Origin of the sequence: Niallia oryzisoli (genome assembly GCF_043641075.1) — a bacterium.
GTDB lineage: Bacteria > Bacillota > Bacilli > Bacillales > Cytobacillaceae > Bacillus_BD > Bacillus_BD oryzisoli_A.
The window spans coordinates 406184-421472 of the sequence record NZ_JBHZRC010000002.1; the positions used below are offsets into that span (position 1 = coordinate 406184).

A 15289-nucleotide genomic window follows, 5' to 3' on the forward strand; every position below is an offset into this window, starting at 1 on the left:
ATTGTTTTATTTTATTTGCCCTTTATATTTTAAATACCCTATCTTTTCATCAATAAGTAGGCTTCTATCTAAATATAAATTCCAAAATTCACAAGACGTTTCTGGAATATGCGAACAGTTATAACAAGCTGCACCGTTTAAATTATTTATACCTTGTCCTTGTGTTTTTCCAAGCTCTGTACAGACTGGGTCAGAACTGCACCATTCTGTATTATTTTTAGCTTTGTCTAATATATGGAAAAATTTCTCTTGTAATCCCAATCGTACAAGCCCGCCTAGGGTACCCTCTGAATCACCCGCAGAAATATAAATTAAAACACCTGTCTGTCCCTCATCTAAGTAAAGCCTTTCCCTAATCGCTGCACGATTATAACCACAGACATTTGCAAGTTCATCAATTAAAAAGTGGGATAGAGTGTGCAACATAATATTCCTTGGTCTAAGGATCGTATCATCTCGATGTTCTATATGACCTACTCGTCGAAGATAGTGTTCAAAATAATTACTTACTTCCTGAGATGATTCCCATTCTTCAACTTTTTTCGAATTCAATTGTAAAAAGATACCCTCACCATATACTTCATTTACAGGAAGCCACTTTTCATTAGTACTATTATAATCCTTATAAAGAGAAGGGTAGTAACTACTATAATCATTAGTGTTTTTGTAATCTTTTCGATCGAAGCCATATAAAGCAGTTGTTTCTTTTAATTTTAGCACTCTAGATATACGTTCTAAATATGGTTTGTAATAATTCTTATCGATTTCTGCACTGTCTTCATTAATCCATTCAGGTTCAACTTTTAGTTCTTTTGAATTTACTGAAGACGTAAGTTTTTCAAATTCTTTTTGTTTAATTATCAGACCCGGTTTTTCTAACTCCTCATCGGTGTATTCAAATTCTTCCCCAGCTTCTATATACATCAAAGCTTCTTGAATATCCTCGTCAGTTATCCCTTCCTTCAACTCAAACCTAAGATTTGTTCTTATAAACTGAGTTTTTTTCTCTATATCTTCTAAAAGAGCCAGATTTGTTCGCAATAAATACTTAGCTGGAGATTGAATTTTTGATACAATCAGATCGACGTTCTCGCTATAATCTCCTGGTATAGCTAGAGCGCTAATTTTTTTTGCCATATATACACTAATAGAGTTTCTTAAAATCGCTACTGGAGCTGCGGAACATTCTTCTTTTTCTTCTCCACACCATGGCCGCTCGCCTTCACAGGTGTATTTTTGGGATCCTATTTTATTTAAGGTATCACCTAAAACGCTTGTTTTCTTTTCACCATCATTTGAAGATGTAACCCCTTGTAACCCACGGCTGTTATTGCATCCCTCACATTCAATTCTCCAGGAATCAAGCGTTGTACCCCCACTCATACGAATTCTTAAATTGCCTTCACAAGTAGTATTTTCATCACCATGAACCCACTTATGCCAAGGGAAATCAGACAAATGACCATGCTCACAAACTACTACAAAAGGAACCTGTTTATAGTATCTCTTTGTTTTACATTTTGGACAATCTAAGTATACTGAGGTTTGATCAAGCTCTAATTCTCTTAATGACTTACATGAACTACAATAATGCCATCTAGGAAACCTCATTAATGGCGTGACTAGCCCGCTGTTTGGAATAACTTCCATAGCATTTCTTGAATTCTTCCTAAATTCAGGCGGGGTGTAAAATTTATCTACTTTTAAGATTGATTTTAAACGCGGCTCATTTACTGCAAACTCTTCAATATTTTTTGCTTTATTTCCTTTAGAATCTCTAAACCAGAGATCTAGAGCGCCTACAACAGCTGTTTCACCTTCAGGGCTAATTACTAATGATCCTGGTCCTTCTGTTCCGACCAGTTTAGAGCGTCTCATTGGTAAATATCGCATTTAATCATCGTCCTCCCACACAAATTCGTCTTCCTCTTTATCTATTAAAACAATAGAGCCTCTACTTTCCACATCTACACTTCTCAAAGTATTCATAACAGGAATACTGCCAGTATATTTTTCGCCGTCACTTAAATTTCCAGCTTGATACATCAAACCACGTTCAGTATCAGAAACCCGCCACGTTTCATAGCGTCCTTGTAATATTCCATCCATAAAGGCTTTAAAGATATCTTTCCATATCTCCAATTGATCAGGATCGATTAATTCTACCCGTTCTTTAAATCGATCGCGGAAAGCTTTGAAACGTTTGTCTTTTATAACCCTTTTTAATTCTTTACTCGTAGGGTAGTTTGCTATTTGAATATCCATCCGTTGGCGCAAGAATCCAATTAGAACGCTTGTTAACCCGCGTTCCAAGGAGGCTGTAGAGAAAGGAGTTAAACTTGTTGTTTCTACCTGTGCATATAGTCTTTGATGATATTCATTAAAGTGCTCAAAATGTGATTTATCACGCGAATTTTGATTAGAATATACTGTTACAATTAAACCTGGTCTCTCGTTAGGTCTTCGCCCTACCCGACCGCTAACTTGAATATATTGGGCTGTCATTTTAGGCTGGCTGACAATGCCCATTATTGATAAACGGTCAATATCGACGCCTACCTCAATAATATTTGATGCTAAACATGACGTAAGAGCCTTTGTTCGCCCTTTACTATCTTTCGTAGTATAAGGAACATTCAGGTCATCTATAGTTTTAGAGATTTCATTACTTTGTTTACGGGACGTTAATTCTAATGCTGCTCCTAAAAATCTCCTATTACTGAATCCTTCTCTCTTAACTAATGCATCAATATACGTTGGAATATCGCTATTAAATAAATTTAATCCTGCCCCTAAATCTCTTAAGCTATTATAGAATGAAAGCAATGTCCAAAATGGGTCCCGTCCATCTTCAGGCAAGCTCTCTACTTTCTGTAAAATAGCTGAATACGTCATTACTTGTGCCATCAATATACGTACTCTTGATGTAAAAACACCTATATACTTTCTACCTGGCATTGGTTTCCCACTATTATCAATAGCCACTTTGGAGAAGAAGGAATCATCAATGTCGATACCTGGGCTCGGGAATAACCTTGCACTTGTTCGTCCAAATAGGCATTTAGCTTGTTCCTCAAATTCTTTAATAGTTGCTGTTGCTGAAATAATTTTTGGCTTAATTGGTACCTCCCCACGATCGTCAATGCATAATTCCTCGATTAATACTTCATATAAACCAGCAAGTGTTCCCAACGGTCCTGAAATTAAATGTAATTCGTCCTGAACAATAATTTGTGGTGGCGATACAATCCGCTCCCCCATTTCATTTATGCCAAATAACTTTCTAGCTGTAGGTTGCCATGTTAATTGAACAAACTTATCTATAGTACCAATTAAAAAAGTAGGTTGTTTTTCATAAATTGTTTCATCTACGAAATAGACGGGAATTTCATCATGGAAACTACATTGTTCATCTGGGCATGCCACTATTAAGCAGTTATTTTTATTTTTAAAACCAATTACCTTGCTCTCGTTGCGTTTAGCGTCTTTTCCCTTCACTGCAACCTTTCCAATTTGACATCCACACCAAGGGCATCTTGTTACTACGAGATTCTCCGGACCTTTTGACTTACTCATTGCATTTACTTGCCTTAACCCTTCCTTATTGGTATTAGGTGAAGTTTTTGACCCTACCCAAATTCCAATCGAATAAGGTACGCGACCGAGATCCTTTTCATTTTCTCGACGCACATATTCCATTGCGCAAATTAGTCTTGAAGCACGTTGGAACTGGTCAGCTGTTAACAAACGTAAAGTATAGCGCATTATAATATCTACACCGGCATCAGTAGGATCTAACAAGCGTCTGTAAAACATTTGAAATGCTGCAACACCTAAATAAGCCTCGGTTTTTCCGCCGCCAGTAGGGAACCAGATCAAATCAACTTTTTCCCGGTCTAAGGAATCCTTTTCTACTAAAGATTGGATTGATAATAAAAAGAATGCAATCTGGAAAGCACGCCAGCTGTTATCACATGTAGCTAAATCGCTCATTCTTTTTGTTGATTCAACAAATGTTTTTTCAAATACTAGCTCTAACCCCGTATCTAGTTTTTCAAAGTAAGCTTTACGCGGTGTTTTACCATTAATTTGTTGCAATAAAATCGCTTGGTTAGCCATTTTGAAAGCTTGGAGTACTTTAGGCTTTTTCAATAATTCTAATCCCTTTTTTATCCTGGTTAAGCTTTCCTTACAAAATTTCAAATTTGTTTCAGCAGCTTTTTTTAGTTCTTTCTGTAAGCTTTGGGCTTCCACCTCGCGCTTAGTAATCCAATCTTTATAGCCTGTCACTAAAGGCTGTAAAATTTGAAATAACTCATTATAGCTACTCACATTCATTAAGGCTTGCATTTCGATTCTCAAATTTACTTCTTCGCCCTCAATTTTCAACTTGACATCTGGAGTCATACTCTCCGTTTCATACCTTGGGATAAAAGTAGAATTAATCTCTGATATATTTTTAGTATATTGATACCAAGTAGTTGAACATCCGTGACCAATAGCGTAATTAGATTTGTTTCTAAATAATAGTTCGTTATTCCACTCATCTTCAGTTAAATCTAAATTGCGCTGAAAAACTTTTGGGTAATTCAAAAAGCTTCCTGTAGGAGCCGAAATATTTAAAGAGGATTGAAACACTGTAAACTCGTTTATGTTATGTCTCGCGGGAGGCTCTGTTACATTTAATACAGTAACTGTTAATAACGTATATTCGTTTTTTGCTCGATATTGAATGTGTAATTTCAAGCTTATTATCTTAATTCTATTTTTTTGGTTGTCATAAATATCGAATGGAAATTGCTTCACACTTATACCTTTTCCAAGCTCAAATTCCGATAGTTTAATCTCCTTTTCGGCGAAAACAGATGTACGTAACCACCAGTATTCATCAAATTTGTAATGTTTTTGTTTGCCATTGTCTTCATCTTTGTGAATTATGTCTGCATAGATTTTATGCTTTTCATATATTCCACCTTTAAACTTAACTGTAAATGCATTTGTACTTCTAGATAAACAAAATGTCATTCCCATACTTGAAGGCATTGAATCCTTTTGTTGAATTTTGGGAACAGCATCGTCTAACCCAGATTCCTCGTCTATTTCTTTTGCATTTAAGTTATCTAATTGATCATAAAACTCTGCTTGTTGCTCATCGTTAATCACATCAATTACTAGCTCGTCTGACTCAATCTCGTTGTTTTCAATTCGAATAGGATAAAGCATACCTGCAGCATACCTTCGAGAAGGGGTATCTCTTTGGATGACTTCCTCCTTTAAAGTTGCCTTATTCCAATAATAATTAGTATTTAATTGATCAAAATTATTAAATGTCGTATTGCCAATAACATTTAAAGGTTTTGTAGCATTTTGAATGTCATTAGGACCTACAATTTCTTGTTCAATTGCATCAATAATCTTTTCTCGATTATATAAAGAACTTTGTAACTTTTTATCCACGGTCTACACCTCACCTTTAATAATCTTCAATGTTTCATTTTCTGGAATAAAATATGTTTCATTCGTAATCCTTTTTATTTCTACAATATTAAAATACGCTCCTTTAAACTTTTTCGATTCAAATTTATAAAATCCATTCTCATTAATCACATTTTCCAGATCCTTATCCAACTCATCCATTAGGGAGTGGGAGATATGATGACCGGCTGAAATATGTGCACTAAGAATTTCAGTAGCTGCATTTATTATTTCTGTTATCTCCTCCCTATCAAACTTAAAAGCCATTAATAGCTGATTTAAACAAGAAGGCTTAATAGAGTGATTACCCATCCAATTTTTAATATTATTTTCTTTAGCAACTGAAATTCCATAACGTTGCATTAAAATTTTAGCAACCTTCTCAATCCCTTTTCTTTCCACATTGATGCGTAACCTTGTCTTCCATTTTTCTAGGCTCTCTCGATATTTATCTGAGTTAATACCCATTATATTGTCTGCTTCTTCACGAACTAAATTTGACGCATTTTGCTCTCGGAATATTAATAAGTCCCCTATTCTTAAATCTTTTACTTTCTCTTGGGTAACCTTTAGAGAATCTCTATCAATAACATTTACTTTTTGTCTAAGAGGCAAGAAAATGAAATTATTGTGAGAAATAGTTGCTAATTTCACCTCTACCTTTTCTTCTAGAGAGACATTTTGATTGTTTTCAAACTGGCTAATTAAATCTTTTTCTGATTTTTTAATTATTCCTTTCGAAAAGGTTTCTTTAAAATCTAATCCCGAAAACCCTTTATCATAGTTAACATTTTTATAGATCGAATTTATAAGATAATCATGATTAATTACGTCCAAAAAATGTCTCTTTTTTACTAGACGATTTTCGAAACAGGAATATCCTAAAAATATAGTTTGATTGGCATAAAATATTGTAGAAAATTTGCTGTCAAAATAACTGGGAGTACCTATAAATATAACTACGTCTGAAAAAATTCCTAAATCAACAAATTCTTTATCTTTCATTGCTTTATACATAGTGCCATTAAATTCAATATATTCACTTGACAATTTATACTTAGTTAAAATATAGGTGTTTTTCGCAGAAAGATGCTTCTCTTTAATTAACTTCAATAATGTTTCAATATAGGCATTATTTGGCTGTTTCCGTAATACCATTATCAAATCAATAATAGGTTGTATATTTTTTTTAAATAAGTCGTTATAAATTCGTTTCTTTGTTAAAGTAAAGTACTTCACGATTAAATCATTATTCTCTTTAAAATAAGTGCTATAGCTACATAAAGTACCAACTACTTTGCGACATACTTTGATGAATACCTCGGTTTCATCTAACAAAAGTTGATCATGTTCATAATAAGCCTTAACTTCATCCTTCAATTCTTTCAATGCGTACATTAGTTGCTCTATACGATCCTCTTTAATCTTTACAAATTCTACCTTTACTTGAGAGGAATAAAATTTATTTGCTAGATCCAAATTTGCTCTTCGATAACCATGCAAAGATCTCGACTCCTTTTGGGATCATAATTTGATTGTTATCCATGAACTCCAGAATATCTTTATTCAAAGATTGACCTTTCTCCATTAAAAACTCTTGTTCAATTTTCATTTGAAGCTCTTCAATTTTTTCATTTGACTCATGTTGATCAATAATAAAAATACACTTTTGTTGCTTAAATTGATCCATCTTCCTTAGTGACCTGCTACTTCCTACAAATATTATCGTTGATTCATTAGGAAGAAGTGGAAAGTTATTTTGTTGTATAAATGAAAAATTTTTAAAGCTACCCTCCGTGCCATCAAACAAGAGTTCGTCTAATTGTACTGGTGTCTCATTTATTTTTAGTTCAATGATAGATATATTATCTGTCCATTCTTTTTTATTAGTGTATAAATATGTTCTTGGAATATTTTGCATCATTAACAAATTAAGATTATAATCAGAATATAAACTTTTAAATTTGATATTATCAGATATATTTTCTACATTACTTACTCTTCTGATGTTTCTAACTTCGGTTACTTCATTGTCATGGATTCTTACATAATTAAACCATCTTGTTTGTGGTATATAGGTAATACCGTTTAATCGATCTTTTACCACTATGGCTTTCATTTCAGCATTGGGAATTTTGCTTACTTCTATAACTGAATGGGCCACCCATTGATTTCCACTTTTGTAAAGAATCCTTTGACCTTTTTTTAAACTAAGATACTTCCCTAATAATGCTTCTTTAGATACATTCCTGAAATCATAATCAATAGCTCCAAATACAAAAAAATAGGAGAACAGAAGATTAGATGGTACGGATATATATAATTTTATAGGTAGGTTTACTTGTTTTACATAGTTTGCTAATCCTATTGAAAACTGCATCCAATTTTCCAAGTATTCAAAATGATTTTTTGGGTTTTTATATTTCCATTTATTTAAAGACATAAATATTTCATCCCCATATATAATATCCTTCTTCTTTCCTCTCAACCGCCATTATTATAAGGACCTTTATAGTTTATATATATATGTATTATATCATTTATCCATCCTATTATTGGGATTGTTAAAACTTAATAAAAAAGTATTGTAAACTCTAAGAAATTTGTTGGAAAATTTAAAAAAGGTAGATATCTTAAGAGTGGAAATGCTGCAAAAAATATAAAATAGGGTCTAAGTATAATTTTCTCGAGAGGATAGAATATTAAAAATTAAATAGTTGCACACGGAGATATGGTAAGAGCTCTAGGAATTTGCTAAAAAAAATAACCCTCAAAATTGTATCGAAGGTTACATTGAATATCATAATTTAGGTAGTAATTTTATCCTCTCTGAAAGTTTAACACTCTCTAAATTAGCATATTTCAACCCATACATAACATATAAAGCTTGTTGTATTTTATTAGTTAATTCATCAATGAAATCTATTATTTCACGTTCACTATGTTTACTAGTAAATTGGTATTTTAAATATATTTTCCCATCCTCAACACGAAATATATTTTTTTGATTTACGCTTGAATATAGTTCTGGTTTGTCCTTTAAGAATTTAAAATAAAACCGAAGTTCAACATTTTTAACATAACTTTTATTAAAGAGATTTTGTCCCCCATAATATTGTATAGAACCAAATGCACTTGAAGTATCGCAAGGTACATAGATTGTTACTGCATTGTCATGGGCTTTGTTCTTACCTAATTCTGTTTCAGAAACATATAATTTAATTTCATTTAGCATGCTACTAATTTTCCAAAATAATTCTTTTGCTTCCTGTAATTTTATATTTGTTCTCAATTTTTTCAACTCACTTTCATTTTTGCTCTTGACAGTTGAAGAACCTAATATTTTACTCCATTTATATTCAGTTAAAGCAATAAATATATCCAATTTTATGGTTAATTTAATTTACAGTTTAATATTCTTGGAACTTAAGATCCTCGCAAAAATTTTTTCACTGTCAAATGACCATACTCCCATAACAACTTAAATGTTCTAATCGTGGTCTAGGTGCCTTTTTAATATATTATCATTATGAAGATATTTCAGTAATAACCAATATTTCCATTTTTCCTAAACTTGTACAGCCACTAATATTTTTTAGTTCATCCATATACTTCTCTTTCCACTTGTAACTTCTCTAGTATTTCTTTTTGATAAAAATAGAGTTGAATATCAAATATAAAATGACACTCCTGATCATTTTTCGATAAAGCGAGCTTTAAGGTGAGTGAATCCGAATTCCTCTTCGTCTAGCTTTTGGCTCAGCTACAAAATAATTTGATTACAGGTCTTGACCTACGTTTGAAGGGCTTTCTTGTAGTAGATACCTTGCTGAGCCATTTGAATTCCTCTATTCGTGGTACAAATTCGTGTATGTTTGTTATGTTAATCTGAAATAGTTAAATCATATCATTTTTTACAATTTCATCGGACTTCTTTATGGATTGGTGGAAAAAAGATAACAAATATCATAAATGTTAAAGGAGTTTATATTCTAACCCTCTAATTAATAGTGTAGGAAACCGATTCTCCTTCTTTGTAATCGAATCTTTACATATTATTCGTATCGAGCCTTTTACTGTTCTAACCTTTCTCTACCCCTCGTTACCTCATCCATCGATATACCTGAGTATTTTTCCACTTCCTCATCAGAAAAAAACACATGAACCTTAACTCATGTGTTTTTTACTTTTCTATCTCGATTTAATGGTTAGTTTACATAAGATGTTTTATTTTCAGTATTCTCGCATTTTTCATATTAATTTAGCTGCTGGCTTCTCTCCCTTAGATATTTCTCCAACTCTTTATCATGACAATAAACGTAGCAGCCTTTCATTCCTCTAGTCATTAACGTTTTATATGTATTTCGAACAAGTTCTTCAAGCGGATCTTTTTGGCCTTTTTTTGGCTTAGCAGGTCTAGCTCCTTTGTCTTTAAACTCTTCTCTTCGAACAATTAGTGATTTGGTCTTTTCATTATATCCCAGGTCTTTCCCGATAATGACCCCAACATATTCCATCTCTAATCCCTGTACTGTATGAATACAACCTATTTGATTTGCACACTCCGGGTGAATGGCCCAATCAATTCGATTAGGATCATTCCATGGTAAGGCAAATTGATGCTCCTCTATGACAACATCATCTGCTAATTTTCCGTCTTTAGCATCCTTTGTCCAATCCCATGCATAGCCAGCTAATAATCTACCATCGAGGCGATCAACGATTTCCTCTTTTAACTCATGCGGACTTGAAAATACCTTAAAATCGAAATCTCCTTCAAGTAATAGATTGTTTTTATTTTCGTTAAAAATACTCTCCAACCATTCAATATAGTTACCAGAACCGGAACACCGGAATTGTGAGTCTAATTCTAATTCATGAATCTCTGCTCCTTGTTTACTAGCTTCTTCTTTTAATAGATCAACGCTTCCAATGTCCTTTTTAGAAATTTTTTGAAAATCATCTACAAAAAACACACTTATTCGTGATGACCTGATAATTTGAGTAGCCTGATTTTCCCCAGGTATTTTCTTTTTCATATGTCCTTGCTCTTTTAATCGATGGGCTTCATCACAAATCAAAACATCAAAATAACCTTCAGGTGTGTCAACATATGAAGCTGAACCCTTAAATAAATTTCTAACTTCAACATGTCCAGAAGACCCAATTAATTTCTTCCGTAATACCTCTCGAAAAGCCTGATTTGGCGTAATATATTCAACATAGGCCTTGCTCTTTAGCATGTAGCTCATAAGATTTAATCCTATAACTGATTTTCCTGTACCAGGACCGCCTTTTATCAGAACTACATGCTTTTGATTTGTTTGGGCTTTGTATTTATTAAATATACTAACTACTTTTTCGTAAGCTACCTTTTGTTCATCTAGTAGAACAAATTCCTCGTTTCCTTCAATAAGAGAACTTACCGTTTCTACCAATTTTTTTGATGGTCGAATTTTCCCATTTTCAATTGTCTCAGCGATATCTTTCCCATTTCCATTGGCAACCATTTTTTTAATGCTTTTAGCTAATTCTCTATCGTCAAATTGGAAAAACAGTGGTGACTCTTTTAGATAATCACTATAACTTTCATGTAATAATGGTTCTTCATTTTTAGCTTTTATGTAGTTATGAAGATACGCGCAAGAATGAAGCTGTATAGTTGAATCATTGTATAAAGATTCATTAAAATTAAGTAAGTATCGTTTATAAGACGTGGCTTGGTACGCTGGATGTACTGTTTCCCGTTCGCGGCCTCCTAAAAAGGTTCTAACGATGCCATCTCCTTCTGAAGTTTTGGCCTTTTGCCATTGCTTCAATTCAATAATGACGGCATTATTTTTCCCATCCTCATCTTGACCCGTTACAATAAAATCGATTCTTTTTTCAGTAGAAGGCAGCTTATACTCAAGTAAAACGTGTGGATCATTCTTTATATCAGCGTCACGTAAAATCTTCGCCATCTGAGGGAGAGAATTTTCCCAAGAGCGTAATTCACTTGCTGAAATTGTTTTATTCATTTTCTGATATACTTTCTCTTTTAACACATACGCAATATTACTTTCATAAACATGATTTAAAAAGTTAGATGAAGTCTCATTATAAATAATCATTGTTGTTCCCCAACTTTCACTGGGTATTTTTTTGCATTTTTCTCAAGTTTACTATAGACCTCCTCTTCAAGGTCTACATCCATTTTATCAGCCATTTGAACCAGATATATTAAAATATCAGCCATCTCTTCCTTTATATTCTGTTTTGAATCAGCAACTGCATCCTCACTACTTCTCCATTGAAAGTTTTCAAGTAACTCATTCGCTTCCAACGAGATAGAAATAGCTAAATCTTTTTCATGGTGGTACTTTTTCCAGTCTCTTTGATCCCGGAATTCTAATATTTTTTGGCGTATTTTTTCCATAGATACATCTCCTGCTAAATGATTAACAATAGTTATTATAATCTCTTCCCTTATTTTAACACTGATTTGGTTAATAATTACTTTTTTCGTGAAGGGTATGGTTTTTGAGCCCAATAGCTTTCCAAAAAAACAACCATACTTGTTTCAGCAGAAGAAATTGTAATGAAGGGTTTGGTGAAGTAGTGTGTGAAGTGAAGAAAGTGAGGGCATCTATCTGTTGAAAATATAGATTTGTTAGAGATAGTGCCTGGCACGACCCGAGTTTATGAAATTCATCCACAATGATAAAATCATAGAAATCCTCTGAAGTGTGTTCATATAGCTTCTTGCTGTTAAAGCTTTGAATGCTAATAAATAAATTCCTCTCTGTGGGCGACAAACAAAAGCCTGGCTGAATTTTTGCTATGGAGACGATACCGTTTATAATCAAAGGCCGAAATTACCGTTTTCCCTACTCCTGTGGCGGTCACTAATAGGTTTTTCGTTCGTCCGTATACTTCTCTTTCTACCTGCAGCTTTTCTAGTATTTCTTTTTGATAGAAATAGGGCTGAATATCAAATATAAAATGATAGTCTTGATCACTTTTCGATTCTTTTTTCGATAAGGCGAGCTTTAGACGACGTTGGTCCTCCTCCTTCTCACCCTCATACTGCATGAATTCTCGATCATTCCAATAGCTATCAAAGGTTGCTTCGCATTTCCTCATCACATCAAATGAATCCTTTTCCGTAACTTTTATGTTCCATTCTAAGCCAGATGTAAGCGCTGGATCCTATGTATGCCGTACTAAAGCCCGTATCTCTTTTGAAAATATACGCCTTTGCATGCAGACGAGTTCTTTCAACGTCATAGGAAATCTTGATGCTAGTATTTGATAGCTTACTTAATTCATGAATGGCCTTGTAATCAGTTGCTTCCATATAAGAGGTGGTGATCTCGTAATTGTCCGCCTCTATTTGTGAAGGCTTCAAGCTCCTCGATAATACAGCGCAGTCCGCTCCATTTAATGAAGGACACCAGTATGTCGATAGAATCTGAGGAGAGGATCTCCTTTTTCAGTTCTCCCATCATATTGGGCTCGTAATGTGAACCTGTAAAAAGTGAGCTTTCGGACATGGGTGTTACGGGTCGAATCACTTCTGCTTTTGCAATGCTCTTAACCGAGTTGATTTTGGAATAAAGATGCGTTAATAGTTCACCTTCTTCCGCAATAGTGAGTGTATTAAATTCCTCTTCGTCTAACTCTTCACTTAACATTGATATGATTTGATTACAGGTTTTGATTTGCTTTTGAAGGGCTTCTTTGTCATCGTTCTGATTTTCTCGGACAAACTTTAATGCTTTTCGTGTAATCAATGATATATAGGAAGATAGTAATTTCCGGGCTTCTTCTACGTCGATTGGTTCGATCCCAATATCAAAGCTAGGGTCTAACGCAGCCAGTTCAGTTTTTAATTTTTGATTGATGATTTGCTCGTAGATACCTTGCTGAACCATTTGGATTCCTCTTTTCGTTTTCTGTGGTTTTTCAGATATAAAGTTATTTAATATGTTGGTCTGTTATGGTTTTATCATACCATTTTTAGGAAAATTCCAGGTCTTCTTTGTTAATTGACGAAAAAAAACAGTAAAAAACCTCCAAATCCATTTAAGGAGGTTTAATAAAGGTGATTTGAAAAGTATGTAAGATGAGGTAAATGAATTGGCTAAAGAGGCTTTGGATGTTAGTTATTTAGGAACATATGGTCATATTCAAAGAAATTTTATTTTCAAGAACATCCCAAATAATAGATAATTAACAAAAAATCACAAAGTAATCTTCTAAAAGGACCATAGGCTCCCTCCACCTATTTTGCACTGAGTTTTTACTACTATCTTACTATCATCAATCTCTTACCTTACTTTATTTATGTTTTTTTTGTCCGCACGAATCGGTAACCAAATTACTATGTCTGTTCGACCTAAAACGATGGTGACTGATACCCTTATGCTAATTTGATCAATGCTAATATAATAGGTTATTTTGGTTTTTATTTAAAATAAGGGAATTTTATCTTGTCTAATTTAGTATTATCGATAAATCATATAGATGTAAAAGGATAAATCATTTTTGATGCCAATTTAGGGCGGGACGGCTTAATGGAGATTCATATACAATCCAAATCCGAAGAATATTGAATTAGAGGAGACAATCCATACATATGACATGAATGGACTCATTACTAAGTAAAGCGGTCTATGACAAGTTTGTATTGAGCATTTTGACAATTGGATAGAGGATTAACATTAACCAGGCACCATCTAGAAAATGGATGGTGCCTGTCGACTTTATTGAAAGAGCATTTCAGCACGGTCTGTAGCCGGTGCAGGAGCAATTGAGAGGGAGGAAATTTCATTGCGCCATTCTGGTGTCATCTTCACATCAACGGCAGCAAGTGAATATTCAAGCTGCTCTACATTTCTTGCCCCGATAATCGGTGCTGTTATTGCTGGATTTGACATGACCCATGAAACGGCAAGTGTTGCTGGATGAATGCCCTGTTCGGAAGCATATGCAGTAAATCGGTCGGCCACAACATAATGCATTTCATCTGCATAACGATCTGTATATCTTTTTTCTTCAACAATTCTACCTTGCTCAGGTCGTTTATTCACCCCGTATTTTCCGGTAAGAAGCCCAGCGCCTAAAGGACTATACGGAATGACTCCCATTTGTTCGGATACAGCAAGAGGTAATATCTCGACTTCAGCTTGTCGTTTAACCAGGTTATACATTGGCTGGATTAATTCAAAACGAGCAAGCTGCTCTTTTGCAGAAATCCCTAATGCTTTGGCTATTTGCCAGGCTGCCCAGTTGCTAACGGCAGGATATAGAATTTTCCCTTGAGCCTGAAGATGGTCAAGGGCACGCAAAGTTTCTTCTATTGGTGTATTCTCATCAAACATATGTACAAAGTAAAAATCAATACGATCTGTTTTTAAGCGCCGTAAGCTGTTTTCAACTTCACGAATGATATGACGGCGAGACAGACCTCTCGCATTTATATCTCTTCCCCTCGGGAAATAGACTTTAGAAGTGAGTATGATTTCATCCCTGCAGTCAGCAATACATTCTCCTAAAATTTCTTCGGCCAGTCCATCACTATACACATTAGCCGTATCGAAGAAGTTAATGCCTGCTTCACGACAGCGCTTAAACATAGCTTTTGATGTTTCTTCATCAGCGTTTCCACCAAATGACATCGTTCCGAAGCATAAATTTGAAACTTGAACCCCTGTCTTACCTACTGTACGATAGTTCATAATCGTCCTCCTCGTCTATAAATGAAAACTATGGAATTCTAATATTGTACGAAAATTCAATGTCTTACAAATTTAAACATAAAATATGTTTT

8 protein-coding genes and 1 pseudogene are annotated in these 15289 nt (G+C 34.1%); all 9 read right to left on the minus strand.

The genetic code is table 11. The features are described 5' to 3' along the window. Positions 1-6: 6 nt before the first annotated feature. The 9 genes and pseudogenes from drmB to ACHUFV_RS11485 all read right to left on the minus strand — a co-directional run bounded on the left by drmB (position 7) and on the right by ACHUFV_RS11485 (position 15197). On the minus strand, positions 7-1893 hold the full coding sequence (drmB, locus tag ACHUFV_RS11445) for a DrmB family protein (protein WP_394234158.1): 1887 nt from the start codon (positions 1891-1893) through the stop codon (positions 7-9). Continuing rightward, the gene (locus ACHUFV_RS11450; RefSeq protein WP_394234160.1) at positions 1894-5457 is read right to left on the minus strand and encodes a helicase-related protein; all 3564 of its coding nucleotides are present in this window, start codon (positions 5455-5457) and stop codon (positions 1894-1896) included. A 3-nt stretch (positions 5458-5460) separates the two neighbouring features. Continuing rightward, positions 5461-6978: a DISARM anti-phage system protein DrmE domain-containing protein gene (locus ACHUFV_RS11455; protein ID WP_394234162.1), complete on the minus strand. Its 1518-nt coding sequence runs from the start codon at positions 6976-6978 to the stop codon at positions 5461-5463. Further along, entirely contained in the window at positions 6938-7918 is a 981-nt protein-coding gene (locus ACHUFV_RS11460; protein WP_394234164.1) for a hypothetical protein, read from the minus strand. The genes ACHUFV_RS11455 and ACHUFV_RS11460 overlap by 41 nt, the downstream gene beginning before the upstream one ends. A gap of 357 nt (positions 7919-8275) precedes the next feature. Then, positions 8276-8860, minus strand: a complete 585-nt coding sequence (locus tag ACHUFV_RS11465; protein ID WP_394234166.1) for a hypothetical protein — start codon at positions 8858-8860, stop codon at positions 8276-8278. 871 nt (positions 8861-9731) lie between these two features. Then, a complete protein-coding gene (locus ACHUFV_RS11470) occupies positions 9732-11588 on the minus strand; it encodes a DNA/RNA helicase domain-containing protein (protein WP_394234167.1) in 1857 nt (618 codons plus the stop codon). Further along, positions 11585-11893 (minus strand): nucleotide pyrophosphohydrolase, encoded by a 309-nt coding sequence (locus ACHUFV_RS11475; protein ID WP_394234169.1) that lies wholly within the window; start codon positions 11891-11893, stop codon positions 11585-11587. Before ACHUFV_RS11475 ends, ACHUFV_RS11470 begins: the two co-directional genes overlap by 4 nt. A gap of 211 nt (positions 11894-12104) precedes the next feature. Continuing rightward, a pseudogene (locus ACHUFV_RS11480) lies at positions 12105-13391 on the minus strand (DEAD/DEAH box helicase family protein); the annotation flags it as partial. A gap of 831 nt (positions 13392-14222) precedes the next feature. Continuing rightward, positions 14223-15197: an aldo/keto reductase gene (locus tag ACHUFV_RS11485; RefSeq protein ID WP_394234171.1), complete on the minus strand. Its 975-nt coding sequence runs from the start codon at positions 15195-15197 to the stop codon at positions 14223-14225. Positions 15198-15289: the final 92 nt, after the last annotated feature.